The organism is Stenotrophomonas sp. NPDC047960 (assembly GCF_043204395.1).
Lineage (GTDB): Bacteria > Pseudomonadota > Gammaproteobacteria > Xanthomonadales > Xanthomonadaceae > Stenotrophomonas.
This window is the reverse complement of sequence record NZ_JBIDBX010000002.1, coordinates 245,350-268,768: the sequence shown is the minus strand read 5'-3', so window position 1 is coordinate 268,768 and position 23,419 is coordinate 245,350. Positions and strand designations below refer to the sequence as shown.

The following is a 23,419-nucleotide window of genomic DNA, read 5'->3' as shown; positions in this document are numbered from 1 at the left end:
ACAAAGGAGACGCTGCCGCGCTTCAAGGGGGAGGCGAGGCGGTCCCAGCAAGCCATTCCTTTGGAGAGAGAGCGAATGAACAACCTGCATTACCGCCCCTTGGCGGCTGCCGTAGCGCTGTGCCTGCTGTCCGTCCCCACCCTTGCCACCGCGCAGGATGCTCCCCGCACCACCACCGAACTGGACCGGGTGGAAGTCACCGGTACCCGCATCAAGCGGGCCGAGGTCGAAGGCCAGGTGCCGATCCAGACCCTTACCCGCAGTGAGATCGAACGCACCGGCCTGAATTCCATCGGCGAGGTGCTGCAGCAGCTGACCGGTTCCGGTTCGGCGCTCAACGCCAAGTTCAACTCGTCGGGCAACTTCGGCTTCCCGCCCGATGGCAGCGGCGTGGGCGCCGGTTCGGCCCAGGTCGACCTGCGCCACCTGGGCGCCAAGCGCGTGCTGGTGCTGGTGGATGGCATCCGTTGGGTCAATGAGTCCTCCGCCTCGGGCGTGGGCGCGGCCACCGACCTCAATACCATTCCGCTGGCGATCGTCGAGCGCATTGAAGTGCTCGAAGACGGCGCCTCGTCGCTGTACGGCTCGGACGCGATTGCCGGTGTGGTCAACATCATCACCCGCCGCGAGTTCGATGGCGGCCAGGTCACCGTGAACTATGGTGAGTACAGCAAGGGCGATGGCACCCAGAAGGGCGTGGACCTGGCTTGGGGCACCAGTGGCGACCGCTACAGCCTGTTCCTGGGCGCCAGCTGGACCAAGCAGGACGCGGTGTATGCCAACACCCGCGAACAGTCGCGTTACCCGATCCCGGGGACGGGTCTCTCATTCGGTAGTTCAGCAACTCCGACCGGGCGGTTCCGCTTTGTAGATCCGAATACTGGAATCGAACACAACATCACGCCCAACAATGGTGCGACGTCGCCGGCTTTCAACGGAGTTGGTGGATGTGATCGAACTGACGATTATCACTGCTTCACCACGGCGGACCGCTTCAACTTCGCCGAATACAACCTGCTGCTGACCCCGTCCGAGCGCAAGGGCATCTTCGGCCAGTTCCGCTTCGACATCACCGACAACGTACAGTGGTATATCAAGGCGCTGGCCAATCGCCGTGAGTCGACAAATCAAGCTGCGCCGGAGCCGTTGTTCTTTGGCCCCGACGGGGCGACCGGAAATCCGCTTGCTGACAACATCATTATCTCTGGCCTCAATCCGTACAACCCCTTTGGGTTCGATCTTGATGCTTCAGATAATCTGATCGTGATCGGCCGCCGCCCGGTGGAAGGCGGGCCGCGCATCTTCGAGCAGGAAGTGAACACCACCTACTTCGCCACTGGGCTGGTGGGCCTGTTCCAGGCCGCCGACCGCAGCTGGTCGTGGGACATCAACGGCATGTACAGCAAGAACAAGGCCGAACAGACCAACTACGGCAGCTACAACATCTACAACGCCAACATCGCGTTGGGTGACCCGGCCATCTGCGCGGCTACCCCGGGCTGCGTGCCGCTGAACATCTTCGGCGGCCCCGGCACCATCACCCGGCCGATGCTGGACTGGATCCAGCCGGTAGTGCACGACCGCAGCCAGAACGAGCTGACCCTGTTCACCGCCAACCTGAGCAGTGATCTGCTCACGCTGCCGGCCGGGCCACTGTCGTTCGCCACCGGTTACGAGTACCGCAAGTACGAAGGCGAATACCAGCCCGATCCGATCACGGTGCGGGGCCACTACAACGGCGTGCCGTCGCTGCCGACCTCCGGTTCGTACGACGTCAACGAGGTGTACCTGGAACTGGCGGTGCCGATCTTCGCCAAGAGCGCCCTCGGCGAGAAGCTGGACCTGAGCCTGGCCGGGCGCTATTCGGACTACTCCACCTTCGGTGGCGAGTTCACGCCCAAGTACGGCCTGCGCTGGCAGGTGACCAACGACTTCGTGCTGCGTACCAGCTACGCCGAAGGCTTCCGCGCACCGTCCATCGGTGAGCTGTACGGGTCGGCGGCGCGTGCGGACCTGCAGCTGTTCGATCCGTGCTCGGTGGGCCTGGGTGGCACGCCGCCGCGTGGCAGTGCGGCCAACTGTGCGGCGTTGGGCGTGCCAACCGGTTTCCAGCAGGCCAACTCGCAGATCTCGGTCACCACCGGCGGCAATGACCAGCTGGATCCGGAAACCTCGCGCAGCTTCAGCGCCGGCTTCGTATGGAGCCCGTGGTTCGGCAACAACGCTTCGTGGTCCGAACGCTTCGACGTGGAAGTGACCTTCTACCGCCACAACATCGAAGGCGCCATCCAGGCCATCAACGCCCAGACCCAGCTCGACCTATGCGTGGACACGCTGGACCCGCTGTACTGCGGCGGTATCACCCGTGCCTCCACCGGCGCGGTCAGCGGCTTCAACAACCGCCTCACCAACCTGGGCTCGATCAAGACCGACGGCTGGGACGTGGACCTGTTCTGGACGCTGCCGCAGACCGACGTGGGTCAGTTCAAGATCGGTTGGCAGAACACCTTCGTCGGCCGTTACGAGGCAGTGGGTGCAGCAGGCCAGCGGCAGCCGCAGGAACCGGGCGTGGAAGTCACCGACAGCTCGATTCCGGAATGGACCAGCAACGCGTCGCTGAGCTGGAACATGGCCAACTGGAATGCGTCGTGGACCGTGCGCCACATCTCCAAGCTCACCGAGCAGTGCGGCGACGCCGCCGCGTTCCCGGTGTGCAGCGACCAGGCGGCAGGCACCAACGAACTGGCGGCAACCACCTACAATGACTTCCAGGTGGGCTACAAGTTCGACTGGATGAAGGGCCTGCAGCTCAGCGCAGGCCTGAACAACGCGTTCGACAAGGATCCGCCGATCTGCCTGTCGTGCTCGTTGAACGGGTATGACGCGTCCACCTACGACATCCCGAAGGGGCGTTACTGGTACCTGCGCGCGGACCTGCGGTTCTGATGAAACGCAGAAAGCCGGGCATTGCCCGGCTTTCTGCTTGTTACCGGCCACCCGACCAACGGTCGGGTGCTACCGAGGTCAATCCGTCATCCAACCCACGGTCGGGTGTTAGCGGGGTCAATCCGCCACCCGACCCACGGTCGGGTGACGATCAGAACGACCAGGTAAAGGTGATCGAGCCGTTGCGGCCGTCGCCGTAGGCACCGTAGCCGTTGATCTGCGAGAAGTACTGCTTGTCCAGCAGGTTGTTGAGGTTGGCCTGCACGCTGAACTGCGGGGCCAGGCGGTAACGCACGAAGGCGCTGACCAGGGCGTAGCTGTCCTGCTCGATGCGGCCGTACGCGGGCACCGGGTAGTAGATGCCGTTCTGCCAGTTCACGCCACCGCCCACGGTGAGGTCGCTCAGCGACTGCGGGGTGTAGCTGGTGAACAGCTTGATGGTGGTCTGCGGCAGGTTGGTGTTGATGTCCGCGCCGTTGATGTCCTTGGCCACGTAACGCGAGGCGCCGAAGGTACCGTTCCAGCCCGGGGCCAGTTCACCGTTCAGTTCCAGCTCGAAACCACGGCTGACGGTGCCGCGTGCGCCGATGTAGGCAAACTCGCCCGGACGCGACGGAATCGGCTCATTGGTGACCTGGGCCACGTTGTCCTGTTCGATGCGGAACACGGCCAGAGAGGCGTTCAGACGGTTGTCGAACCAGGCGGCCTTGACGCCGACTTCGTAGCTCTTGCCGTCGACCGGATCGAGGTAGGTCGCGTTGCGGTCGCGCGCGGTCTGCGGCTGGAAGATCTCGGTGTACGCCGCGTAGGTGGTCCAGGTGTCGTTGAGGTCGTAGACCAGGCCCGCATAAGGCGTAGTTTCCTTGTGCGAACGATCCGAGCCTTCGCCCTCGCTCTTCCAGTCGGTGTACCGCGCGCCGAGGATCAGCTTGAGCGGATCGGCCAAGGACAGACGGGTAGCGGCGTAGCCGGCCTTCTGGGTAATGGTGCCTTCGCTCTGCAGCGGCAGGGTGCCCACCCAGTTCGGTTCGGAAATGTCACCGTTCCAGCCGAGGTAGCTGCTGAAGGGATCCCAGGGCAGGCCGGGGCCACCGACCTGGTAGTCACCGTAGTTGGCGTAGTCGCGCTTGTTGTAGCTCAGCCCGGCCATGACCTTGTGTTCCTGGTCGAACAGCTGGAACGGACCTTCCACGTAACCGTCGACGGCGTCGACCTTGCGCTCGGTGTTGTAGAAGCCGGCCGACGGGGACACGCCGGCACCGGTCACCGGGTCGAACAGCGAGGCACCGCTCACCCAGTCGTTGTAGGCCGGGTAGAACAGCTTGTCGTCGGCCTTGGTTTCGTCATGGGTTGCGCCGATGCGAACCTTCCAGTCATTGGCAAAGCCGTGTTCCAGCGTGGCGAACGCGCGCTTGCTGGTGGTGTCCCAGTAGGTCCACTTGGCGGCCGAGTTGAAGGTCTCGTCATACGGGGTCGGGCTGCCATCCGAGAACAGCATCGGGAAGCCACCCCAGGTGGCGCCGTTCGCGCGCTTCTGCTGGTAGTCGTAGCCCACGCTCAGCTGGGTGTCCGGGGTCAGGTCGGCGTCGATCACCGCATAGCCCAGCGTCTTGTGCTGGTCGTAGCGGTCCATCTGCGATTCGGTGTCGAGGTAGCTGCCGATCACGCGTGCACGCACCGAACCACTGGCATTCAGCGGCGTGGTTACGTCCACGGTGCTGCGGGTGCGGCCCCAGCTGCCGACGTTGACCGACACGCTGCCGGTCAGTTCGGCGCTGTCGGCGTGCTTGCGGATCAGGTTGACCGACGCCGACGGGTTGCCCGCGCCGGTCAGCAGGCCGGTGGCACCACGCACCACTTCCACGCGGTCATACAGGGCCAGGTCCAGGCCGGAATCGCCGTAGCTCCAGTTCTGCACCATCTGCGTAGGCAGGTTGTCGTACTGGTAGCTGTCGATATAGAAGCCGCGCGAGTAAAACTCGGTGCGCTCGGTATCGGACTGGGTGCTGCTCACGCCGGTGGTATTGGCCAGCACGTCGATGATGTCGTCGAGGTTCTGGTCCTCGATGCGCTGGTGGCTGATGATGCTCACCGACTGCGGAATCTCGCGCGGGGCCAGATCAAAGCGGGTGCCGGCGGAGGTGCGGCGGACCGAATAGCCTTCCGCGCGCTCACCCTTTACCACGATCTTGTCCAAGGTAGTGGCGTCGGGGCTGGCATCCTGCGCGAACGCCGGGGCAGCGGCAAACGTGGCCAGGGCAATCAGCAGCGCCTGCGGCAGGCGGCCGTGGGGCAGGGGGCGGGTCAGCACAGCGGCGGTACGGGGCATCAGCGGTTCCTGGGCGGCGGCGCACCAGGCGGCGATCCTCGGATGCCGGGCGCTGCGGACGGTGGGGGCAGTACGCGACGAGCGGGTGCGGTGCAGCGGCACGGGCTTTGGCAACTGATCGCCGTGCGCCTCCCTGGCGCGAACGGGATCGCATCATGGTAATGCGAATCAGTCCCATCCGCAATGTCCATCGGTTTCGGGTGAGTGACCCACCGGTCCTTAACGTGGCCAGGCCTACGGTGGGCGCACCCGGGCCGCGGCCCGTTCCCAGGAATGTCCGATGATCGCCAAGAACACGCTTTGTCTCTGGTACGACGGCGCCGCCGAGGAAGCCGCCGCCTTCTATGCCGCCACCTTCCCGCACAGTTCGGTGCAGGCCGTGCATCGCGCGCCGTCCGACTTCCCGTCCGGCAAGAAAGGCGATGTGCTGACCGTGGAGTTCACCGTAGTCGGCATTCCCTGCATCGGCTTGAACGGCGGGCCGGCGTTCAAGCACAGCGAAGCATTCTCGTTCCAGATCGCCACCGACGACCAGGCCGAGACCGATCGTCTGTGGAATGCCATCGTAGGCAACGGTGGCCAGGAGAGCGACTGCGGCTGGTGCAAGGACAAGTGGGGGTTGTCCTGGCAGATCACGCCGCGGGTGCTGACCGAGGCGTTCAACAGCACTGACCCGGCGGTGGCAAAACGCGCCTTCGAGGCGATGATGACCATGAAGAAGATCGACGTGGCGAAGATCGAGGCGGCAGTTCAGGGGTGACGGCACGCCTGCAGGCGAAGACGACATGCCCGAGGGCCACGTAGCGACACGCCATGCGTGTCCCACGTAGCATCCGGCACCGCGCGGGACACGCGTGGCGTGTCGCTGCGCTGGCATGCGGGTATCCTCACGCGATGACTTCGTCGCGCCTCTCCACGCTGTTCCCCGTCCTTGCCGTCCTCGGCTCGGTGACCGCACTTGCCGTGGGCACCTCGTTCGCCAAACAGCTGTTCCCGGTGATCGGCGCGCAGGGCACCAGCGCGCTGCGCGTGGGCTTCTCCGCGCTGGTACTGCTGGCGGTGTTCCGGCCGTGGCGCTGGACCACCACGCGCGCCGATGCGGGCGCGATCTTCCGCTACGGGATCACCCTGGGCGTGATGAACCTGCTGTTCTACATGGCGCTGCGCACGATTCCGTTCGGCATCGCGGTGGCCATCGAGTTCTGCGGGCCGCTGGCGGTGGCGATGTGGTCCTCACGGCGGCCGATCGATTTTGTCTGGGTGGGCTGCGCGGCTGCCGGCCTGCTGTTGCTGCTGCCGCTGGGCCATGGCGAACCGCTGGACCTGGGCGGCGTGCTGTATGCGCTGGGCGCGGCGGTGTGCTGGGCGCTGTACATCATCTTCGGCAAGCGTGCCGGCCACCTGCATGCCGGGCACACGGTGTCGCTGGGCCTGTGTGCGGCTGCGCTGGTCGTGGTGCCGGTGGGCGTGGCGCACGCCGGCATGGCGCTGCTGGACCCGAAGATCCTGCTGTTCGGGTTGGGCGTGGCGGTGGTCTCCAGCGCGATTCCCATGTCACTGGAAATGGCCGCGCTGAAGCGCCTGCCGAAGGAAACCTTCGGCATCCTGATCAGCATGGAACCGGCGGTAGCCGCGCTGCTGGCGATGGGCCTGCTGGCCGAACACCTGACCCCATTGCAGTGGGCGGCGATCGGCTGCACGGTGGCGGCGTCGATTGGCAGCACGGTCACTGCCAAGCGGCGCGAACCGGTGCTGACCCAACCGGTGGGGTAACCGTCAGCGCCGCACCGGCGCATCGCCGGCCACGTAGTACGTGGCCGTGCTGCGCGGCAACGGTTCGCGGCCCCGGATGCGGTCGGCGATCTTCTCGGCCATCATGATCGTGGTTGCGTTGAGATTGCCGGTGATGATGCGCGGCATGATCGAGGCGTCCACCACACGCAGGCCCTGCATGCCATGCACGCGGCCCTGGCCGTCCACCACGCTCATCGCATCGGTGCCCATCGCGCACGAACAGGACGGGTGGTAGGCGGTTTCGGCACGGGCGCGCACGAAGGCATCCAGCTCGGCATCGGTGCGGCAGTCCGCGCTGGGGCTGATCTCGCGGCCGCGGTATTCGTCCAGTGCCGGCTGGGCGATGATCTCGCGGGTGATCCGGATCGCATCGCGGAACTCCTGCCAATCCTGCTCGGTGGACTGGTAGTTGAACAGGATGGACGGGTGCTGGTGCGGGTCCAGCGAACGCGCATGCACGCGGCCCCGGCTGGGCGTGCGCATCGACCCCACATGCGCCTGGAAACCGTGTTCCTTCACCGCATGGGTGCCGTTGTAATTGATCGCCACCGGCAGGAAGTGATACTGGATGTTGGGCCAGGCGAAATCGTCGCGGGTGCGGATGAAGCCGCCGGCCTCGAACTGGTTGCTGGCACCCACGCCCGTGCCGGCGAACAACCACTCTGCCCCGATCGCCGGCTGGTTCCACCACTGCAGCGCCGGGTACAGCGACACCGGCTTGGTGCAGGCGTACTGGATGTAGACCTCGAGATGATCCTGCAGGTTCTCGCCCACGCCAGGCAGGTCGTGCACCAGCGGCACACCCAGCGACGCCAGCAATGCGGGCGCGCCCACGCCGGAGCGCTGCAGGATCTGTGGCGATGCAATCGCGCCAGCGCACAGCAGCACCTCGCGGCGCGCATGTACGTCGATCGGGTCGACACTGCTGCCAGCCAGGTAGCGCACGCCCACCGCGCGCTTGCCGTCGAACAGGATGCGATCGGTGGTGGCGTGGGTCACGATCTCCAGCCCGGGCCGGCCCTTGGCCATGTCCAGGTAGCCGCGCGCAGTGCTGGAGCGGCGCCCGCGCGGAGTGACGGTGCGGTCCATCGGACCGAAGCCCTCCTGCTGGTAGCCGTTGAGGTCGTCGGTGCGCGGGTAGCCGGCCTGCACGCCGGCCTCGACCATGGCGTGGAACAGCACGTTGTTGTCGTTCTTCGGGGTCGCCACGCTGACCGGGCCATCGCCGCCGTGGTAATCGTTAGGCCCGATGTCGCGGGTTTCAGCCTTGCGGAAGTAGGGCAGCACGTCCAGGTAACTCCAGTCCTCCAGCCCATCGAAGGTGGCCCACTGGTCGAAATCCAGCGCATTGCCACGGATGTAGCACATGCCGTTGATCAGCGAGGAGCCGCCCAGGCCCTTGCCGCGCCCGCATTCCATGCGCCGGTTGTCCATGTGCGGTTCGGGCTCGGTTTCGTAGGCCCAGTTGTAGCGCCGGCCCTGCAGCGGGTAGGCCAGCGCGGCCGGCATCTGCGTGCGGAAATCCAGGCGGTAGTCGGGGCCGCCGGCTTCCAGCAGCAGCACGCTCACGCCGGCGTCTTCGGTGAGGCGCGCAGCCAGCGTGTTGCCGGCCGAACCGGCGCCGATGATGATGTAATCGTATTCGCGCTTCATATTCAGAACACCGATGCGTAGCGGTCCAGTTCGATCTGGACGGATTTGGTGCGGGTGTAGGCTCGCAGCGTGGCCAGGCCGTTCTCGCGGCCCACGCCGGACTGCTTGTAGCCGCCCACCGGCATCGTGGCCGGCGATTCGCCCCAGCAGTTGACCCAGCAGATGCCTGCTTCCAGGCGGTGGATCAACCGGTGTGCGCGGCTGAGGTCCCGCGTCACCACGCCGGCCGCAAGGCCGTACTCGGTGGCATTGGCGCGGCGGATCGCCTCGTCTTCATCCTCATAGGTCAACAGGCTGAGCACCGGCCCGAAGATCTCTTCGCGCACGATGGCCATGTCGTCGCGGCAGTCGCTGAAGATGGTCGGGGCCACATAGCAGCCCTTGCCCAGCGCGCCGTCGGTGAGGCGCTGCCCACCGCATACCAGGCGCGCGCCCTCTGTCTTGCCGCTCTCGATGTGCGCCAGCACCCGGCGCATGTGCGCGGCGCTGACCAGCGGGCCGAAGTTGGTGTCTTCGGCAAGCGGGTCGCCGATGCGGATACGGGCCACGCGTTCGCGCAGCGCCTGTTCGACATCCGCCTGCAGGGCGTGCGGTACGAAAACGCGGGTGCCGTTGGTGCAGACCTGACCGGCGCTGTAGAAGTTGGCCATCATCGCCACATCGGCGGCCAGGTCGATATCCGCATCGGTGCAGATGATCAGCGGCGACTTGCCGCCCAGCTCCATGGTCACCTCCTTGAGCGTGGAACTGGATGCGCTGGCCATCACCTTGCGCCCGGTGGCGGTGCCGCCGGTGAAGGAGATCTTCTCGATGCGGGGGTGTTCAGTCAGCGCGGTGCCGACCCCCGCGCCATCGCCGGGCAGTACGTTGAACACGCCATCGGGCAGGCCGGCTTCGGTGAAGATTTCGGCGAGCTTCAGCGCGGTCAGCGGGGTCACTTCGCTGGGCTTGAAAATCATCGCGTTGCCGGCGGCGAGGGCGGGAGCGGCCTTCCACAGGGCGATCTGGATCGGGTAGTTCCAGGCGCCGATCGCACCGACCACCCCCAGCGGTTCCTGCCGCGTGTAGAAGAAGCTGCCTTCGCGCAGTGGTACCTGGCTGCCTTCCAGCCCGTGCATCACACCGGCGTAGTACTCCAGCACGTCCGCGCCGGTGACGATGTCCACGCTGCGGGTTTCGCCAAGCGGTTTACCGGTGTTGAGGCTTTCCAGTTCGGCCAGGCCGTCGTTGCGCTCGCGCAGCAACGCCACCGCGCGCAGCAGGATGCGCGAACGCTCGACCGTGGTGAGCGCGGCCCAGATTCTCTGGCCCGCATGGGCGCTTTCCACCGCTGCATCCAGGTCGTCGCTGTTGGCGCTGTGCACGTTGGCAAGCACCTCGCCGTTGGCCGGGTTGACCACCTCGAAGGTGCGGTTGCCCTGCGAGGCGACGTAGCGGCCGCCGATGTAGAGCAGCTGGTCGGGGAAGGTGGGCATGTCGATGACTCCTGTGTGCGTCGGGAGACCAGCGGGTTCAACGGGTCAGATGCAGGAACTGCAGGTGGCGCTCGTACTGGTCGATGATGTCGTTGATGATCTGCTGGCGGCTGTAGCCGACCAGTTCGTAATCCTGTCCACCTTCATAGAGGTGCACTTCGGCGCGGTAGTAGCGCTGGTTGCGGAAACGCTGTGCAGCGAACGAGGGGGTAAGGTAACCGCGCATCACCACCTGGTAGCGGAACACCTGCTGTTCGCCGTGGTTGACTTCCAGTTCCATCTGTCCGGGTTCGAACCGGGTGGTCACGTCCAGGCCCTGCTCGCGCAGCTGGGTGGCCACCGCTTCGATGGCTGGGCGCACGTCGGTGTCCATGAAGCGGTACACCTCGTCGCGCGCCGGGAAATGCACGGCCTGGGTGATGCGCTGGCGCCAGCCACGCTGGTGGCGCGATTGGCCGATCAGCGGGATCGGCGAGTATTGCGAGGCCTTTTTACGCTGCGATTCCTCGCCCAGTGCCCGGGTCAAGCCCCACAGCATCAGCAGCAGCACCACCGAGAACGGCAGCGACGCGAGCACCACCGCCGATTTGAGCGCATCCATGCTGCCGGCCAGCAGCAGCCCCGCGGTCACCAGCGCGGTCATCACCCCCCAGAACACCCGCAGCCAACGTGGCCCATCTTCCTCGGGCGCACCGCCATGCGAAGACAGGGTGGACAGCACGACGGTGCCCGAATCGGCGGAGGTGACAAAGAAGATGAAGCTGACGATGACCGTCACGGTGATCACCGCGCGGCTCCACGGGTAGCTGTCCAGCAGTGCGTAGAGCACGGTGGGCGGGTTGTCCACCGCCATCTGCGCCAGGTGCTCCTGGCCGTGGTGAAGTACCTGGTCGAGCGCGCTGTTGCCGAAGATCGACAGCCACGCGAGGGTGAAGCCCAGCGGGATCAGCAGCACGCCGAACACGAATTCGCGGATGGTCCGGCCGCGCGAAATACGCGCGATGAACAGCCCCACGAACGGCGCCCAGCCGATCCACCAGGCCCAGTAGAACACGGTCCAGTTACCCAGCCAGTCGGCGCGGCCGCCGTAGGCGTACACATCGAAACTCTTGCCCACCACATTGCCCAGGTAGTCGCCCAGGTTCTGCATGAGGGTGCTGAGCAGGTACTGGGTGGGGCCGGCGAACAGCATGAACAGCAGCAGTGCGATGGCCAGCAGCATGTTGATGTCCGACATCCAGCGCACGCCCTTCTCCACGCCGGAGACTGCCACGATGATCGCCGCGCCCATCATCAGCGCGATCAGCGCCACCTGTACCCACGGGGCGTGCGGGATAGGCAGCAGTACGTTCAGGCCGGCATTGAGGTGCAGCACGCCGAAACCCATGTCCGCGCCGATGCCGAACACGGTGGCGACGATGCCCAGTGCATCCACGGTGTAACCGATGGGGCCGTTGATACGTTTTCCGATCAACGGGTACAGGGCCGAACGCAGCGCCAGCGGCAGGTTGTGGCGGTACGCAAAGTAGGCCAGCGCCATCGCCGCCAGCGCGAACACGCCCCAGCCGTGCAGGCCCCAGTGCAGGAACAGCAGCTGCATGGCCTGGCGCGCGCCGGCTTCGCCACCGCCCACCCCGCCTTGTGGCGGCTGCAGATAATGGGTGAGTGGTTCGGACACGCAGAAAAAGAACAGGGTGATGCTGATTCCGGCCGCGAACAGCATGCCGGCCCACGAGAGATAGCTGAACTCCGGTTCGTCATGGTCCGCGCCCAGCTTCACCTGGCCGTAGCCCGACAGCGCCACGCCGACCACGAACACCAGGTACACGGTCATCGCCAGCAGGTAGTACCAGCCCACATTGCGCGATGCCCAGGTCTGCGCGTCCAGCAAAAGAACGCCGGAGGGAATGGGAAACGCGGTGACCAGAATGGCGAATGCCGCCACGATCGTGGCGGCAAGCAGGAAGACGGGTCGAAGCGTGCGCACCTCGCTGGGAGGCGTCTCCACGATGTTCATGGATGAAGGGCTCACAGTGCCGTTGCCGGCAGACCCCACGCATTAGCGCATACGCGCTGTGGACATCCCGTTTACGCGATCAGCGCAGGGCGTGGTTCGGCACATCGATCTCCATGGCCAGTGCCAGGTGATCGGAGAACGCCGCCGGTACCGCTTCGGCACTGCGTTGCTGCAGGCCGCTGCTGAGCAGGATGTGGTCGATGGCCCGGTCCGGCCGCCAGCTTGGGAAGGTGGGCACCGCGCAGCCGGGCGGCTGCAGGTTGGTCTTCTGGTACAGCACCTGCATTTCCGGACGTTCGGCAAGGCAGTTGAAATCGCCCATCAGCACAGCGTTGGAATGCTCGGACAACAGATCCGCGATGAAGGCCAACTGTGACATGCGCGAGTTGGTGCCCAGTGACAGGTGTGCCACGGCCACTGCCAGGCCCTCGTTGCCGTCTCCGAACTTGGCCAGCAGCACACCGCGCCCGCCAATCCGGCCGGGCAGGGCGTGGTCCTGGACTTCCACCGGTTCCAGCCGGCTCAACAGGCCGTTGGCACTGGAAGCCACCCCGCCCATGCGGCGGTTGGGTTGATGGCTCCAGTAATTGAAGCCGGCGCGCTCGGCCAGATAGTGGGTCTGGTTGGTGAAGCCCGAGCGCAGGCTGCCGGGGTCGGCCTCCTGCAGGCCGACGATGTCGTGACCGCGGGCCAGCTGGGCGATGGCGTCCAGGCTGGTCCGCTTGCGCCCCGCCGGCAGGGCATGCGACCAGCTGCGGGTCACATAGTCGCTGTAGCGGCGGGTGCTTGAGCCGGCCTGGATGTTGGCCGTCAGCAGGCGCAGGGTCCGCGTGTTGGGGGAAGTCACGACGGTTGCTTGCTCTTGGATGCTCAGTTGCCCTTGGCGGCACGTTCGCGGGCGATCAGGTGATCGGCGATGCGCAGCATGTCCGGGAAGCTCTTGCCCTTGACCAGATACTTGCCGTTGACGATCACCGACGGGGTGCCGGTGATCTGGCTGCGCTGCGCAAACTGCTTGGCAGCGCTGGTCTTGGCGCTCACCGCGAAGCTCGACATGGTGGCCTCGAACTGCTTGGCATCGGCGCCGTGCTTGGCGTAGAAGGCGGCGATATCCTGCACCGAATCACGGCCGCGCTCACCCTTCAGGGCCTGGTCGACGTGGATGGCCTTGTACAGCGCTTCGTGGGTCTTGTCTTCCAGTCCCAGTGCCTGCGCGGCGTAGAACGCCTTGGCATAGTCATCCCAGGTACCGCCGAACATGGCCGGCACGTACACGAAGTTCACATCGCTCGGCAGGCCGGCTTTCCAAGGCCCGATCAGCGGCTGGAACGCGGCACAGGCCGGGCAGACGAAGCCGAACACTTCTGCCACTTCGATCTTTCCGGTGGCCGGCTGGAACGGCTTGCCATTGGCGATGACCACGTAATCGGTGCCTTCTACCGGGGCCGGGCCCACCGGCTGCGAGGAGGCCGGTGCCGGTGCCGGGGTGGTGGCTTCGGCAGCAGCAGTTTCGGCGGCGGCGGTTTCGCCGCTGGCGGCCGGCGCAACCTCGGTCGGGGCCGGGGCGGTTTCAGCCGCCGGGGTGCTGGTCGGCGCAGCCGGCTCGGTCGGGGCGGCGGTGTTGGCGGTGCCATCCTGGGCCTTGCAGGCGGCCAGGATCGGCAGCAGGGCCATGAGCATGAGGGCGAAACGGGTCTTCATCGAAGCGTCTCCAGCAGAGCATGTTGGGGCCGGCGCATCGGGCGCCGGCCAGGGGGGAATGATGACACGCGGCCGCCGGGGCGCCGCGTGCAGGGTGCGTGACGGTTCAGCGAGCCTTCGCGGCGCGTTCGCGGGCGATCAGGGCATCGGCGTTGCGCAGCATCTCCTCGAACGAGGTGCCCTTGACCAGGTACTTGCCGTTGATCACCAGCGACGGCGTACCCTGCACCTTGACCCGCTGGGCGAAGGATCTGGCCACGGCCAGCTTGGCTTCCACTTCGTTACTCTTCAATGCGGTGGTGAACTGCTGTTCGTTCACGCCGTAGTCCTTGTAGAAGCCGGCCAGCTCCTTGGGGGATACGTTGGACAGGGGCAGCGAACCCTTTTCATGCAGTGCGTCGAACATCGCTGCATGGCTGCGCTTGGCCACGCCCAGCTGCTCGGCCGCGTAGTAGGCACGGGCATAGGAATCCCAGTAGCCGCCGAACACGGCCGGCACAGGGGTGAAGCGCACGTCCTTGGGCAGCTTCTTCTGCCAGGCCTGCAGCAGCGGCTCGAAGTGGGCGCAGTGCGGGCAGGTATAGCCGAACACTTCCGCCACTTCGATCTTGCCGGCCAGCGGCGCAAAGGGGCCGGGCGCTTCGATCACGGCGTAATCCCTGCCTTCCACCAGTGCGGCGGGGGCGGGCGCGGCCAGCAGGGACAGGGGGCTCAGGGCCAGCAGCAACAGCATCAGGCGGGGCAGCAACGTCATCTACATCCATCTCCATCGGAAAAAACAACGCCGGCCCAGTGCCGGCGTGGCAGTGAACATAACCCGCCGCCTGGGCGGGGCGCATCTGTCATCGGTTCTGGCACGCCGTCATTGCCGTGCGCCGCCCAGGGCCGAACGCGGCGCGGCGGCGGCCACGTCGTCGGCGCGGTTGTGCAGGCCCTGCAGGTAGCTGCCCAGTGCCTGGATTTCCTGTTCGGTCAGCGACTTGGCGATAGTGGCCATGATCTGGAAGTGCGCCTTGTCGGTCTGCTGGGTGACCCCGGCCTGGTACTCCTGCAGCCGCCGCGCCACATACGAGGCGTGCTGGCCGCCCACGTGCGGGTAAGCCGGGCCCGGGTTGCCGGCACCGGTGGGACCATGGCACGCCATGCACGCCGGAATGCCACGCTGGGCGTCACCGCCGCGGTAGAGCTGCTGGCCGATTTCGTAGAACTTCTTGTCCTTGTGCGGACCTTCGGTCACCAGGCTGTCATCGGCAAGCCCTGCGCTGGCCTTCTGCGTTGCGAAATACGCACCGATGTCACGCATGTCCTGCGGGGTGAGGTCCTGTACGAACGGCACCATCGCCGCCGCCGCCCCGGAAGTGCGCTGGCCATTGGCGATCAGGGCCATCTGCTGCGCAGCGTAGCGCTCGCTCTGGCCGGCGATGCTGGGGTACATCTCCACGGTCGAGTTGCCATCGGCCGAATGGCACGCCGCACACGCGGCAGCCTTGGTCTGGCCCGCCTTGGCATCGCCCCAGGTGGTCTTGCTGAAATCGACTTCGAGCGACGCCGTCCTCACCGGCGTGTTGTCCGGCAGCGGGGTCACTGCGGTCTGGGCGTACGCAACGGCGGCGAGCAACGATACAGCAACAGCGGAAACGGCAAGAACGCGAGCATGGCGCATGCGGAAGCTCCGTGTGGACCGGCCTGGCGTGTGCAGGCTGCACACGCGGGGATTGCCCGATTATCCATGCCGTTTCACGCCGGGGTCAACGCGGCAGTGCGGCAAAACCCGTGACCGGCAGCACGCGGCGAGCCCGGACATGCGATCCTATGCCCATGTCATTGCTCCTCGAACGCGCCCATTACCTGCTCTCGGCCCACAATACCCGGCAATTGCCGGATGACGTGGGGGCCGAAGTGGCCTTTGCCGGCCGCTCCAACGCCGGCAAATCCAGTGCCCTCAACGCCCTGACCCGCCAGAACAGCCTGGCCCGGGTCTCCAAGACCCCCGGCCGCACCCAGCAGCTGGTGTTCTTCGAAGTCACCCCGGACGCCAAGCTGGTCGATCTGCCCGGTTACGGCTACGCCAAGGTGCCGCTGGACCTGCAGGCGCACTGGCAGGCCTTCATCGACCAGTACTTCCGCACCCGCGAGGCCCTGCGCGGGCTGGTGGTGGTGATGGACATCCGCCACCCGCTCAAGGACTACGACCGGCAGATGCTGGCTTATGCGGTCCGGCGCGGGCTGCCGGCGCACGCGCTGCTGACCAAGGCCGACAAGCTCGGCCGTGGGCAGCAGGGCATTGCCCTGCAGAAGGTGCGCAAGGAACTGCAGTCCGCCTTTGGCGACACCGTCAGCGTGCAGACCTTCTCCGGCCCGGCCCGCCAGGGCGTGGACGAGGCGCGTGGGATCATCGGCGGCTGGCTGGGCCTCAACACGCCGGCGCCCGACGCGGCGTAACCCGTCACCCGACCGAGGGTAGGGTGACCGGTAGGTACCGACCGTTGGTCGGTACACATTCACCGCGCCGATAACGGCGCGAATTCGCCCGGGACCCACGCGAACGCGTCGCCTTCCCGGCGGACATGGCCCAACCCCGGGAACGGCAGGTGGGCACCGGCGACCCACCACCCCCCATCGGCGGCCTGCGCCATCATCGCGCGGCGGCTGGCAATGGCTGCGGTGCGGTCGCTGTCGGCCTCATAGGCGGCCTGTGGCTGGGCGAACTGCACGGCGTGGAAGTGCACGATGTCGCCCCACACCAGGACCGCCTGCCCATCACCGCCCTCGATCTTCCAGGACACATGGCCCGGGGTATGCCCGTGGCTGTCCAGCGCGGTGACGCCGTTCGGCAGCGCCTGGGCCGGGCTGAAGCGCTTCAGCTTGCCGCTGGCCACGTACGGTGCCACGGCCTCGCGGGCAAGGGCGAAAGCAAAACGCACGCCCTGCGGCGCGCCGGCCTCGCTGGCCGGCTCCAGCCAATAGGCCGCATCGGCGTCGGACAGCCACACGGTGGCGTTGGGATACGCGACCTTGTCCTGTGCATCGAGCAGGCCGCACAGGTGGTCCGGGTGGGCGTGGGTGAGCAGGACATCATCCACGTCGGCCGGGTCGTAGCCGGCCTTGCGCAGGTTACCCAGCACCTGGCCCAGCCCCGGACCGAAGCAGCCGGCGGTGCCGGTGTCGACCAGGGTGAGGTGGTTGCCGCGCTGGATCAGGTAGGCATTGACTGCGGTCTGCAGGCCCTTGGCGTCTTCGGGCACGTAGCGGTGGTCGAGCAGGCGGGTGACCGCGCCCGGTGCGATGCCGACCAGTTCCGAGCGACCCAGCGCCACGGTGCCGTCGAACAGGGCGGTGACGTCCAGTTCGCCGATCTGCTGGTGGTAAACGCCGGGTACCTGTTCCAGCGGGTGGTGGGTGGTGGTGGCGAACGCAGGTACGGCAACCGTGGCCAGCAGCAGGGCGGCGGCCAGGACACGCACACGGGGGAGGGACATGATCGTTTCCATACAAGGCGGCAGCGCCGCGGTACCTGCAGGGTGCGCGGGGCGGGCGCGGCGTTCCGCTCAGAATGCGCGGCGAAACGCTCGCGGTGCGCTCAGCTGTTGCCGATCGCTGTCGGTTCCAGCCCGTAGCGCGCGGCGAAGCGCTTGCTGAAACTGCCCGTCGAGCGGTAGCCGACCCGCGCGGCAATGGTCTTGAGCGGCAGTTGGGTGGTGTAGAGCAGGTTCATGGCGTGGGCCAGGCGCGCATCGGCGATCAGCTCGCGCACGCTGGACTGCTCGCTGGCCAGGCGGCGGCGCAGGGTGGCGCCGCTGAGGCCGAGCTGGTCTTCGAAATCGCGCGATTGCCAGTCGCGTTCGGGCTGGGCCGCAATCAGGTCGCGGATGCGTTCGCCCAGGCTGGGTTCGGGCGCCACCAGCAGGCTGCCATGGCCCAGCCGGCAGAACGCCAGCACCAGTGCTGCCAGTGCCAGCCGTGCTTCGGTGTACCGGGCGTGCTCAAGCGCGTGCCGCCACTGGCGCAGGGTGTCGGCATGGTCGTGCAGTGACAGCTTCGCCAGTACATCGCCGGCCTCGGGCAAGGGCTCGTTCCACAGCACGCGCGCGGCGGACAACGCTTCGGCGCACAGCGGCACGATCGCGCTGAGGTACAGCCCGCTCTGCGGATCGGGCGTGTTGACCACGTCGATCCGGCAGCGTCGGGTGATCAGGAACAGATCGCCGGGCACCAGCTGCAGGGTCTGGTGCGCGGTGCGCACCTGCTTGCGACCCTGCAGCAGGATGGCGAACTGCGGTTGCGGAATGTCCACCGACTGGGCGCCGTGTTCGCGGCGCGCGGTAACGCACGCATAGCCGCCCGCGCGCTGGCAGTCGGCAAGGCTGGCCATCTCGGCCAGCAGCGGATCGAGGGTAACGGGCATGTCCATTACCGTGCAGTATCGGCCAAGCCGCCGTGCCATGCCGCTGGCGGTCACCGGGCCGGGGGGCGCGCACGCCAGGCGCGGCGGGCATGGCGGGCGGTCAAGTCCCACCCAGTAGGATGCTGAAAACCGTCACGGTGGCATGACGGCTGGAACGGCCACCCTATACTGCGCCCTTGCGATGCAGGGCGATCAGCCCCACATCCCCGTCCAGTCCAGAATTCCTGCGAGCCTCCCCTTGTCGAGCCCCAGCCACGTCGCCGAGACGCCGATCACCGACCGTAATGAACTGGTCGCCACGTTGGCCTCCGGCGAAAAGCCCAAGGCGCAGTGGCGCATCGGCACCGAACACGAGAAGTTCGGCTTCCGGCTGGACGACCTGCGCCCGCCCACCTTCGAGGGTGACCGGGGTATCGAGGCGCTGCTCACCGGGCTGACCCGTTTCGGCTGGGCGCCGGTGCAGGAGAACGGCCGCACCATCGCGCTGCTGCGCGACAACGCGTCGGTCACGCTGGAGCCAGCCGGGCAGCTGGAGCTGTCGGGCGCGGCGCTGGAAAGCATCCACCAGACCTGTGTGGAAACGGGCACGCATCTCAACGAGGTGGCGCAGGTGGCGGCGGAGCTGGAGCTGGGCTTCCTGGGCATGGGCTTCCAGCCGAAGTGGACGCGCGGGGAGATGCCGTGGATGCCCAAGGGCCGCTACCGCATCATGCGCGATTACATGCCCAAGGTCGGCTCGCTGGGGCTGGACATGATGACGCGCACCTGCACGGTGCAGGTGAACCTGGATTACGCCACCGAAGCGGACATGGTGAAGAAGTTCCGGGTGTCGCTGGCGCTGCAGCCGATCGCCACGGCGCTGTTCGCCGATTCGCCGTTCACCGAGGGCAAGCCGAACGGTTACCTGAGCTACCGTTCGCACATCTGGACGGACACGGATGCGGACCGTACGGGCATGCTCGACTTCGTGTTCGAGGATGGCTTCGGTTACGAGCGTTACGTGGATTACCTGCTCGATGTGCCGATGTACTTCTCCTACCGCGATGGCGTCTACCACGATGCCAGTGGGCAGAGCTTCCGCGATTTCATGCTGGGCAAGCTGCCGGTGCTGCCTGGCCAGCTGCCGACGCTGCGCGACTGGTCGGATCACATGACCACGGCGTTCCCCGAAGTGCGTCTGAAGAAGTATCTGGAAATGCGCGGCGCCGATGGCGGCCCGTGGGCGCGGCTGTGCGCGCTGCCGGCGTTCTGGGTGGGGTTGCTGTACGACGATGCCGCGCTGGATGCGGCGTGGGACCTGGTGCGTGATTTCACTCTGGTAGAGCGCCATGCGCTGCGCGATGGCGTACCGAAGCATGCGCTGAACCTGCCGTTCCGCGGTGGCACGGTGCGCGACCTGGCGGCCGAGGCGTTGAAGATCGCGATCGCGGGCCTGAAGCGGCGCGCGGCGCGCAATGCGGACGGGCAGGATGAAAGCCACTTCCTGGATGTGCTGCAGGAGATCGTGGCGTCGGGTATCACCCCGGCCGAGCGCAAGCTGGCGCTGTACCACGGTGAGTGGAACCAGAGCGTGGACCCGGTGTTCAAGCAGTTCGCTTACTGATTCTTCTTGGTTGGTCGCTGAGAGCAGCGTTTCTGTTGCTGCGTGCTGGGCGGCCGGCGGTCAGCCCCCTACGCGACACGCCGTGAATCCGTCCATGGAGGCTTGTCAAAAACATCCATGTTTTTGACAGTCGCTACGGGGGCTGCCCGCCGGCCGCCCCCTCATGCATTGCGCGATGCGGTTGGCAAACGCGGTTATGCCGCCAACGTTGCCATGTCGATCACGAACCGATACCGCACATCGTTTTTCGCCATGCGCGCCCAGGCGTCGTTGACGGTCTTGATGTCGATCACTTCCACGTCGCTGACGATGTTGTGTTCGGCACAGAAATCCATCATTTCCTGGGTTTCGGCCATGCCGCCAATCGCCGAGCCGGTCACGTGCTTGCGACCGAAGATCACGCTGGAACCCATCAGCGGCGGGTCCAGTTCGGTGATCACGCCCACCAGGCACATGGTGGCGTCACGCTTGAGCAGCTGCATGTACGGGTTGGTGTCGTGGCTGACCGGGATGGTGTTGAGCAGGAAGTCGAAGCTGTTGGCGTGGGCCTTCATCTGCGCCGGATCGCGCGAGACCAGCACCTCATCGGCGCCCAGGCGCTTGGCATCGGCACCCTTTTCCGGGGTAGTGGTGATCATTACCACGGTGGCGCCCATCGCCTTGGCGAACTTCACGCCCATGTGGCCGAGGCCACCCAGGCCGATCACGCCGACCTTCTGGCCGGGGCCGACTTTCCAGTGGCGCAGGGGGGAGTAGGTGGTGATGCCGGCGCAGAGCAGCGGGGCGGCGGCCTTCAGGTCGAGCGTGTCGGACACCTTCACCACGAAGCGCTGCTCGACCACGATATGGTCGGAGTAGCCGCCGTAGGTGAGCTGGTCGCTGCCGCGCTCTTGGCTGTTGTAGGTGTAGGTCGGACCCTTTTCGCAGTACTGCTCCAGGTCGTGGTCGCAGGCGTCGCAATGGCGGCAGGAGTCGACCATGCAGCCGACGCCGGCGAAGTCGCCGACCTTGAAGCGGGTGACCTTGGCGCCGACGTCGGTGACCCGGCCGATGATTTCGTGGCCCGGGACCATCGGGAACCGGGCGCCGCCCCAGTCGTCGCGGGCCTGGTGCAGGTCGGAGTGGCAGATGCCGCTGTAGAGGATCTGGATGCGGACATCGTCGGCACCGACGGCGCGGCGTTCGAAGGAGAACGGCACCAGCGGCGCGGTCTGGTCATGCACGGCGTAGCCATGGGCAAGGGACATGGGAATATCCTGGGTTTTATGGAAAGGCGCTTTACAATACGCCCGGTTCCCATGGGTATACAGTCAGGATATCGGCATGCTTCATCAAGGCAGACTGCACAATCGTGGCCACTGACAACCTGACCCACCTGGCCGCGTTCGCGGCGGTGGCCCGTCACCGAAGCTTCCGCCGCGCGGGGGCGGAACTGGCGCTGTCGACCTCGGCGGTGAGCTATGCGATCCGCGCGCTGGAGGAGCGGTTGGGGGTAGGCCTGTTCCACCGTACCACCCGCAGCGTGGCGCTGACCGAGGCCGGACAGCGGCTGCTCGATCGCCTGCAGCCGGCACTGGGCCAGGTGCATGACGCGCTGGAAGAGATGAACCACTTCCGTGCGGCGCCGGCCGGGCTGTTGCGGATCAATGCCACCCGCGCGGCGGTACACACCCAGCTGGGACCTCGCCTGGCCCATTTCCTGCGCGTGCACCCGGATGTGCGGTTGGAGGTGGCGCAGGATGATGGCTTGGTGGATATCGTGGCCGAGGGCTACGACGCCGGCGTGCGGTTGCATGAGTTCGTGCCGGAAGACATGGTGGCGGTGCCGCTGGGGCCGCCGCTGCGCGGGCTGATCGTGGCGTCGCCGGCTTACCTGCAGGGGCGGGTGGTGCCACTGCACCCGCGTGAACTGGTCGAGCATGAGTGCGTGCGTTTTCGCTTCGCCAGCGGCCATCTGTACAAGTGGCAGTTCGAGCGTGATGGGCAGACGCTGGACATCGAAGTGCCGGGCCGGCTCACGCTCGGGGATCAGCACACGATCCTGCAGGCGGTGCTGGATGGCCTGGGCCTGGCCTACGTGCTTGAGGATGCCGCGCGCCCGTACCTTGACGACGGCCGGCTGGTGGCGGTGCTGCAAGACTGGAGCGAACCGTTCGCCGGCTGGGTGCTGTATTACCCCCGCCAGCGTCAGATGTCCTCGGCATTGCGCGCGTTCGTGGACATGCTGCGCGGCCCCTGGACGGGTTCGCTGATCTCGTCGTAGCCACGGCCGAGAAACTGCAGCAGGCAGAAGCCATGGCCGAACGGATCGGCGAGCAGGGCGATCCGGCCCCAGGCGTGGGTGGCCGGCGGCTGTTCCACGCGTGCGCCAGCGGCTACCGCGCGGGCCAGGGCGGCATCCAGGTCATCCACCACCCAGTCCAGGTGCAGCGGCGTCCAATGCCGGCGGTAATCGCGGCGGTCGCGCACCTGTGGTGTGGCCGAGCTGCCTGAAGCCTTGGCCAGCAGGTAGATCGGTGCCGGTCCACCCAGCAGTTCCACGCCGTCGCTTCCGAAGCGCCGCCCCACATGCAGGTCGAAGGCGCGCGTATAGAACGCCAGCCCCGCATCGAGATTGTCCACATCGATGTTGACCAGAAATTCCATGCGAAACCCTCTGCGGAAAGGAGCGGTCAGGCCCTGTATGACCGCCACGGTACACGTTCATCCGGACTGCGGTCCCGGGGCCGCCCATGCGTTGTCCGAATCCAGGAGCTCAATCAACGGCGAAGTCAGTTGATTCAGTCAGCGCACGCCAACGGTCGCGCTCGATCAGGTCATGCAACGAATCAGGGTTGCGCGCGGTGGCGACCAGCCGATGGCCTGCCGCCAGCACCGCTTCGGCCAGGGCGCGGCCAAGGCCCCGTGAGCTGCCGGTGATCAACCAGGTGGATGTCATGGGGAATGCTCCGTTGCGGCGAGTAGTTTGCGGATATGCGCTTCGGTGGCCGCGTAATCGCCTTCGCCGAAATGCCGGTAGACGATGCGGCCCTGCTGGTCGATCAGGTACAGCGCCGGCCAGTACTGGTTTCCGTACGCGCGCCAGGTCTGGTAAGCGTTGTCCTGCGCTACCGGCCAGGTGACACCGAGGCGTTTCACTGCCGCTTCCACGTTGCGCGGCAGCTTTTCATAGCCGAACTCGGGGGTGTGCACCCCGATCACGGTCAACCCCTGGCTAGCGTAGGTGTCATGCCAACGCTTCACGTGTGGCATCACGTTGAGGCAGTTGATGCAGGAGTAGGTCCAGAATTCCACCAGCACGACCTTGCCGCGCAGCTGCTGCAGCGATTGCGCCGGGCCGTTGAGCCAGTGCTCGATGCCGGTGAACTCCGGCGCCTGCGGCGCCGGCATGTTGGGGCTGGGCGGAACCGGGTCGGCCGCTGCGCCCGGCGTACAGGCGCTGGCGGAGATGCACGCGGCCAGCAGGGTGATGATCGGGCGAAGCATGCGCATGGTC

Annotated in this window: 20 protein-coding genes; 6 read left to right on the top strand and 14 right to left on the bottom strand. The window is 66.4% G+C overall.

From position 1 onward, the window contains the following. Window positions 1–75: 75 nt before the first annotated feature. Complete coding sequence (locus ACGFZ3_RS06830; protein WP_392918248.1) at window positions 76–2,946, top strand: TonB-dependent receptor; 2,871 nt, start codon at window positions 76–78, stop codon at window positions 2,944–2,946. A 151-nt stretch (window positions 2,947–3,097) separates the two neighbouring features. On the opposite strand, the gene fhuE is transcribed toward ACGFZ3_RS06830, so the two are convergent. After that, on the bottom strand, window positions 3,098–5,275 hold the full coding sequence (gene fhuE, locus ACGFZ3_RS06825; protein WP_392918246.1) for a ferric-rhodotorulic acid/ferric-coprogen receptor FhuE: 2,178 nt from the start codon (window positions 5,273–5,275) through the stop codon (window positions 3,098–3,100). Between the two features lie 280 nt (window positions 5,276–5,555). On the opposite strand from fhuE, the gene ACGFZ3_RS06820 reads away from it, so the two are divergent. Together ACGFZ3_RS06820 and ACGFZ3_RS06815 are read left to right on the top strand one after the other, a co-directional pair. After that, the gene (locus ACGFZ3_RS06820; RefSeq protein WP_392918244.1) at window positions 5,556–6,035 is read left to right on the top strand and encodes a VOC family protein; all 480 of its coding nucleotides are present in this window, start codon (window positions 5,556–5,558) and stop codon (window positions 6,033–6,035) included. Window positions 6,036–6,169: 134 nt separating this feature from the next. Next, window positions 6,170–7,048, top strand: coding sequence for an EamA family transporter (locus ACGFZ3_RS06815; RefSeq protein ID WP_392918241.1), 879 nt, complete (start codon window positions 6,170–6,172; stop codon window positions 7,046–7,048). A gap of 3 nt (window positions 7,049–7,051) precedes the next feature. Here ACGFZ3_RS06815 and betA read toward each other — a convergent pair whose 3' ends face one another. The 7 genes from betA to ACGFZ3_RS06780 all read right to left on the bottom strand — a co-directional run bounded on the left by betA (window position 7,052) and on the right by ACGFZ3_RS06780 (window position 15,578). Then, on the bottom strand, window positions 7,052–8,722 hold the full coding sequence (gene betA, locus ACGFZ3_RS06810) for a choline dehydrogenase (protein ID WP_392918238.1): 1,671 nt from the start codon (window positions 8,720–8,722) through the stop codon (window positions 7,052–7,054). Window positions 8,723–8,724: 2 nt separating this feature from the next. Then, window positions 8,725–10,197, bottom strand: a complete 1,473-nt coding sequence (gene betB / locus ACGFZ3_RS06805) for a betaine-aldehyde dehydrogenase (protein ID WP_392918235.1) — start codon at window positions 10,195–10,197, stop codon at window positions 8,725–8,727. A 37-nt stretch (window positions 10,198–10,234) separates the two neighbouring features. Further along, window positions 10,235–12,214: a choline BCCT transporter BetT gene (gene betT / locus ACGFZ3_RS06800; RefSeq protein ID WP_392918233.1), complete on the bottom strand. Its 1,980-nt coding sequence runs from the start codon at window positions 12,212–12,214 to the stop codon at window positions 10,235–10,237. Between the two features lie 79 nt (window positions 12,215–12,293). Beyond that, window positions 12,294–13,031, bottom strand: a complete 738-nt coding sequence (locus ACGFZ3_RS06795) for an endonuclease/exonuclease/phosphatase family protein (protein ID WP_392918887.1) — start codon at window positions 13,029–13,031, stop codon at window positions 12,294–12,296. A 53-nt stretch (window positions 13,032–13,084) separates the two neighbouring features. Beyond that, entirely contained in the window at window positions 13,085–13,915 is an 831-nt protein-coding gene (locus ACGFZ3_RS06790; protein ID WP_392918231.1) for a thiol:disulfide interchange protein DsbA/DsbL, read from the bottom strand. A gap of 106 nt (window positions 13,916–14,021) precedes the next feature. Then, on the bottom strand, window positions 14,022–14,669 hold the full coding sequence (locus ACGFZ3_RS06785) for a thiol:disulfide interchange protein DsbA/DsbL (RefSeq protein WP_392918228.1): 648 nt from the start codon (window positions 14,667–14,669) through the stop codon (window positions 14,022–14,024). A gap of 108 nt (window positions 14,670–14,777) precedes the next feature. Then, window positions 14,778–15,578, bottom strand: coding sequence for a c-type cytochrome (locus tag ACGFZ3_RS06780; protein WP_392918225.1), 801 nt, complete (start codon window positions 15,576–15,578; stop codon window positions 14,778–14,780). Window positions 15,579–15,733: 155 nt separating this feature from the next. On the opposite strand from ACGFZ3_RS06780, the gene yihA reads away from it, so the two are divergent. Beyond that, window positions 15,734–16,357, top strand: coding sequence for a ribosome biogenesis GTP-binding protein YihA/YsxC (yihA, locus tag ACGFZ3_RS06775; RefSeq protein ID WP_392918222.1), 624 nt, complete (start codon window positions 15,734–15,736; stop codon window positions 16,355–16,357). A gap of 59 nt (window positions 16,358–16,416) precedes the next feature. Here yihA and ACGFZ3_RS06770 read toward each other — a convergent pair whose 3' ends face one another. After that, window positions 16,417–17,394 (bottom strand): MBL fold metallo-hydrolase, encoded by a 978-nt coding sequence (locus ACGFZ3_RS06770; protein ID WP_392918219.1) that lies wholly within the window; start codon window positions 17,392–17,394, stop codon window positions 16,417–16,419. Between the two features lie 101 nt (window positions 17,395–17,495). Beyond that, window positions 17,496–18,320, bottom strand: coding sequence for a helix-turn-helix transcriptional regulator (locus ACGFZ3_RS06765; RefSeq protein WP_392918216.1), 825 nt, complete (start codon window positions 18,318–18,320; stop codon window positions 17,496–17,498). Between the two features lie 238 nt (window positions 18,321–18,558). Here ACGFZ3_RS06765 and ACGFZ3_RS06760 point away from each other — a divergent pair, with 238 nt between their 5' ends. Beyond that, the gene (locus tag ACGFZ3_RS06760) at window positions 18,559–19,923 is read left to right on the top strand and encodes a glutamate--cysteine ligase (RefSeq protein ID WP_392918213.1); all 1,365 of its coding nucleotides are present in this window, start codon (window positions 18,559–18,561) and stop codon (window positions 19,921–19,923) included. A 194-nt stretch (window positions 19,924–20,117) separates the two neighbouring features. Here the strand turns inward: ACGFZ3_RS06760 and ACGFZ3_RS06755 are convergent, their stop codons facing one another. Then, window positions 20,118–21,170, bottom strand: coding sequence for an NAD(P)-dependent alcohol dehydrogenase (locus ACGFZ3_RS06755; RefSeq protein ID WP_392918210.1), 1,053 nt, complete (start codon window positions 21,168–21,170; stop codon window positions 20,118–20,120). 104 nt (window positions 21,171–21,274) lie between these two features. Between ACGFZ3_RS06755 and ACGFZ3_RS06750 the strand changes: the two genes are divergently transcribed. After that, window positions 21,275–22,186 (top strand): LysR family transcriptional regulator, encoded by a 912-nt coding sequence (locus ACGFZ3_RS06750; protein WP_392918207.1) that lies wholly within the window; start codon window positions 21,275–21,277, stop codon window positions 22,184–22,186. On the opposite strand, the gene ACGFZ3_RS06745 is transcribed toward ACGFZ3_RS06750, so the two are convergent. From ACGFZ3_RS06745 to ACGFZ3_RS06735, 3 genes are all read right to left on the bottom strand, one after another. Beyond that, window positions 22,111–22,569 (bottom strand): VOC family protein, encoded by a 459-nt coding sequence (locus ACGFZ3_RS06745; protein WP_392918203.1) that lies wholly within the window; start codon window positions 22,567–22,569, stop codon window positions 22,111–22,113. The two genes, ACGFZ3_RS06750 and ACGFZ3_RS06745, sit on opposite strands and share 76 nt — an antisense overlap. A 109-nt stretch (window positions 22,570–22,678) precedes the next feature. Next, window positions 22,679–22,861, bottom strand: a complete 183-nt coding sequence (locus tag ACGFZ3_RS06740) for an SDR family NAD(P)-dependent oxidoreductase (protein ID WP_392918200.1) — start codon at window positions 22,859–22,861, stop codon at window positions 22,679–22,681. Beyond that, window positions 22,858–23,415 carry a thioredoxin family protein gene (locus ACGFZ3_RS06735; protein WP_392918197.1) on the bottom strand — a complete coding sequence of 186 codons (558 nt, stop codon included), beginning with the start codon at window positions 23,413–23,415 and terminating at the stop codon, window positions 22,858–22,860. Before ACGFZ3_RS06735 ends, ACGFZ3_RS06740 begins: the two co-directional genes overlap by 4 nt. Window positions 23,416–23,419: the final 4 nt, after the last annotated feature.

Excerpts from the sequence above, each read along its gene's own strand:
- ACGFZ3_RS06755 (WP_392918210.1), bottom strand. The coding sequence starts at position 21,170 with ATGTCCCTTGCCCATGGCTACGCCGTGCATGACCAGACCGCGCCGCTG.
- ACGFZ3_RS06765 (WP_392918216.1), bottom strand. The coding sequence starts at position 18,320 with ATGCCCGTTACCCTCGATCCGCTGCTGGCCGAGATGGCCAGCCTTGCC.
- ACGFZ3_RS06785 (WP_392918228.1), bottom strand. The coding sequence starts at position 14,669 with ATGACGTTGCTGCCCCGCCTGATGCTGTTGCTGCTGGCCCTGAGCCCC.
- ACGFZ3_RS06735 (WP_392918197.1), bottom strand. The coding sequence starts at position 23,415 with ATGCGCATGCTTCGCCCGATCATCACCCTGCTGGCCGCGTGCATCTCC.
- betB (WP_392918235.1), bottom strand. The coding sequence starts at position 10,197 with ATGCCCACCTTCCCCGACCAGCTGCTCTACATCGGCGGCCGCTACGTC.
- ACGFZ3_RS06745 (WP_392918203.1), bottom strand. The coding sequence starts at position 22,569 with ATGGAATTTCTGGTCAACATCGATGTGGACAATCTCGATGCGGGGCTG.
- ACGFZ3_RS06815 (WP_392918241.1), top strand. The coding sequence starts at position 6,170 with ATGACTTCGTCGCGCCTCTCCACGCTGTTCCCCGTCCTTGCCGTCCTC.
- ACGFZ3_RS06740 (WP_392918200.1), bottom strand. The coding sequence starts at position 22,861 with ATGACATCCACCTGGTTGATCACCGGCAGCTCACGGGGCCTTGGCCGC.
- ACGFZ3_RS06790 (WP_392918231.1), bottom strand. The coding sequence starts at position 13,915 with ATGAAGACCCGTTTCGCCCTCATGCTCATGGCCCTGCTGCCGATCCTG.
- fhuE (WP_392918246.1), bottom strand. The coding sequence starts at position 5,275 with ATGCCCCGTACCGCCGCTGTGCTGACCCGCCCCCTGCCCCACGGCCGC.
- ACGFZ3_RS06820 (WP_392918244.1), top strand. The coding sequence starts at position 5,556 with ATGATCGCCAAGAACACGCTTTGTCTCTGGTACGACGGCGCCGCCGAG.
- ACGFZ3_RS06770 (WP_392918219.1), bottom strand. The coding sequence starts at position 17,394 with ATGTCCCTCCCCCGTGTGCGTGTCCTGGCCGCCGCCCTGCTGCTGGCC.
- ACGFZ3_RS06780 (WP_392918225.1), bottom strand. The coding sequence starts at position 15,578 with ATGCGCCATGCTCGCGTTCTTGCCGTTTCCGCTGTTGCTGTATCGTTG.
- yihA (WP_392918222.1), top strand. The coding sequence starts at position 15,734 with ATGTCATTGCTCCTCGAACGCGCCCATTACCTGCTCTCGGCCCACAAT.
- betA (WP_392918238.1), bottom strand. The coding sequence starts at position 8,722 with ATGAAGCGCGAATACGATTACATCATCATCGGCGCCGGTTCGGCCGGC.
- ACGFZ3_RS06830 (WP_392918248.1), top strand. The coding sequence starts at position 76 with ATGAACAACCTGCATTACCGCCCCTTGGCGGCTGCCGTAGCGCTGTGC.
- betT (WP_392918233.1), bottom strand. The coding sequence starts at position 12,214 with ATGAACATCGTGGAGACGCCTCCCAGCGAGGTGCGCACGCTTCGACCC.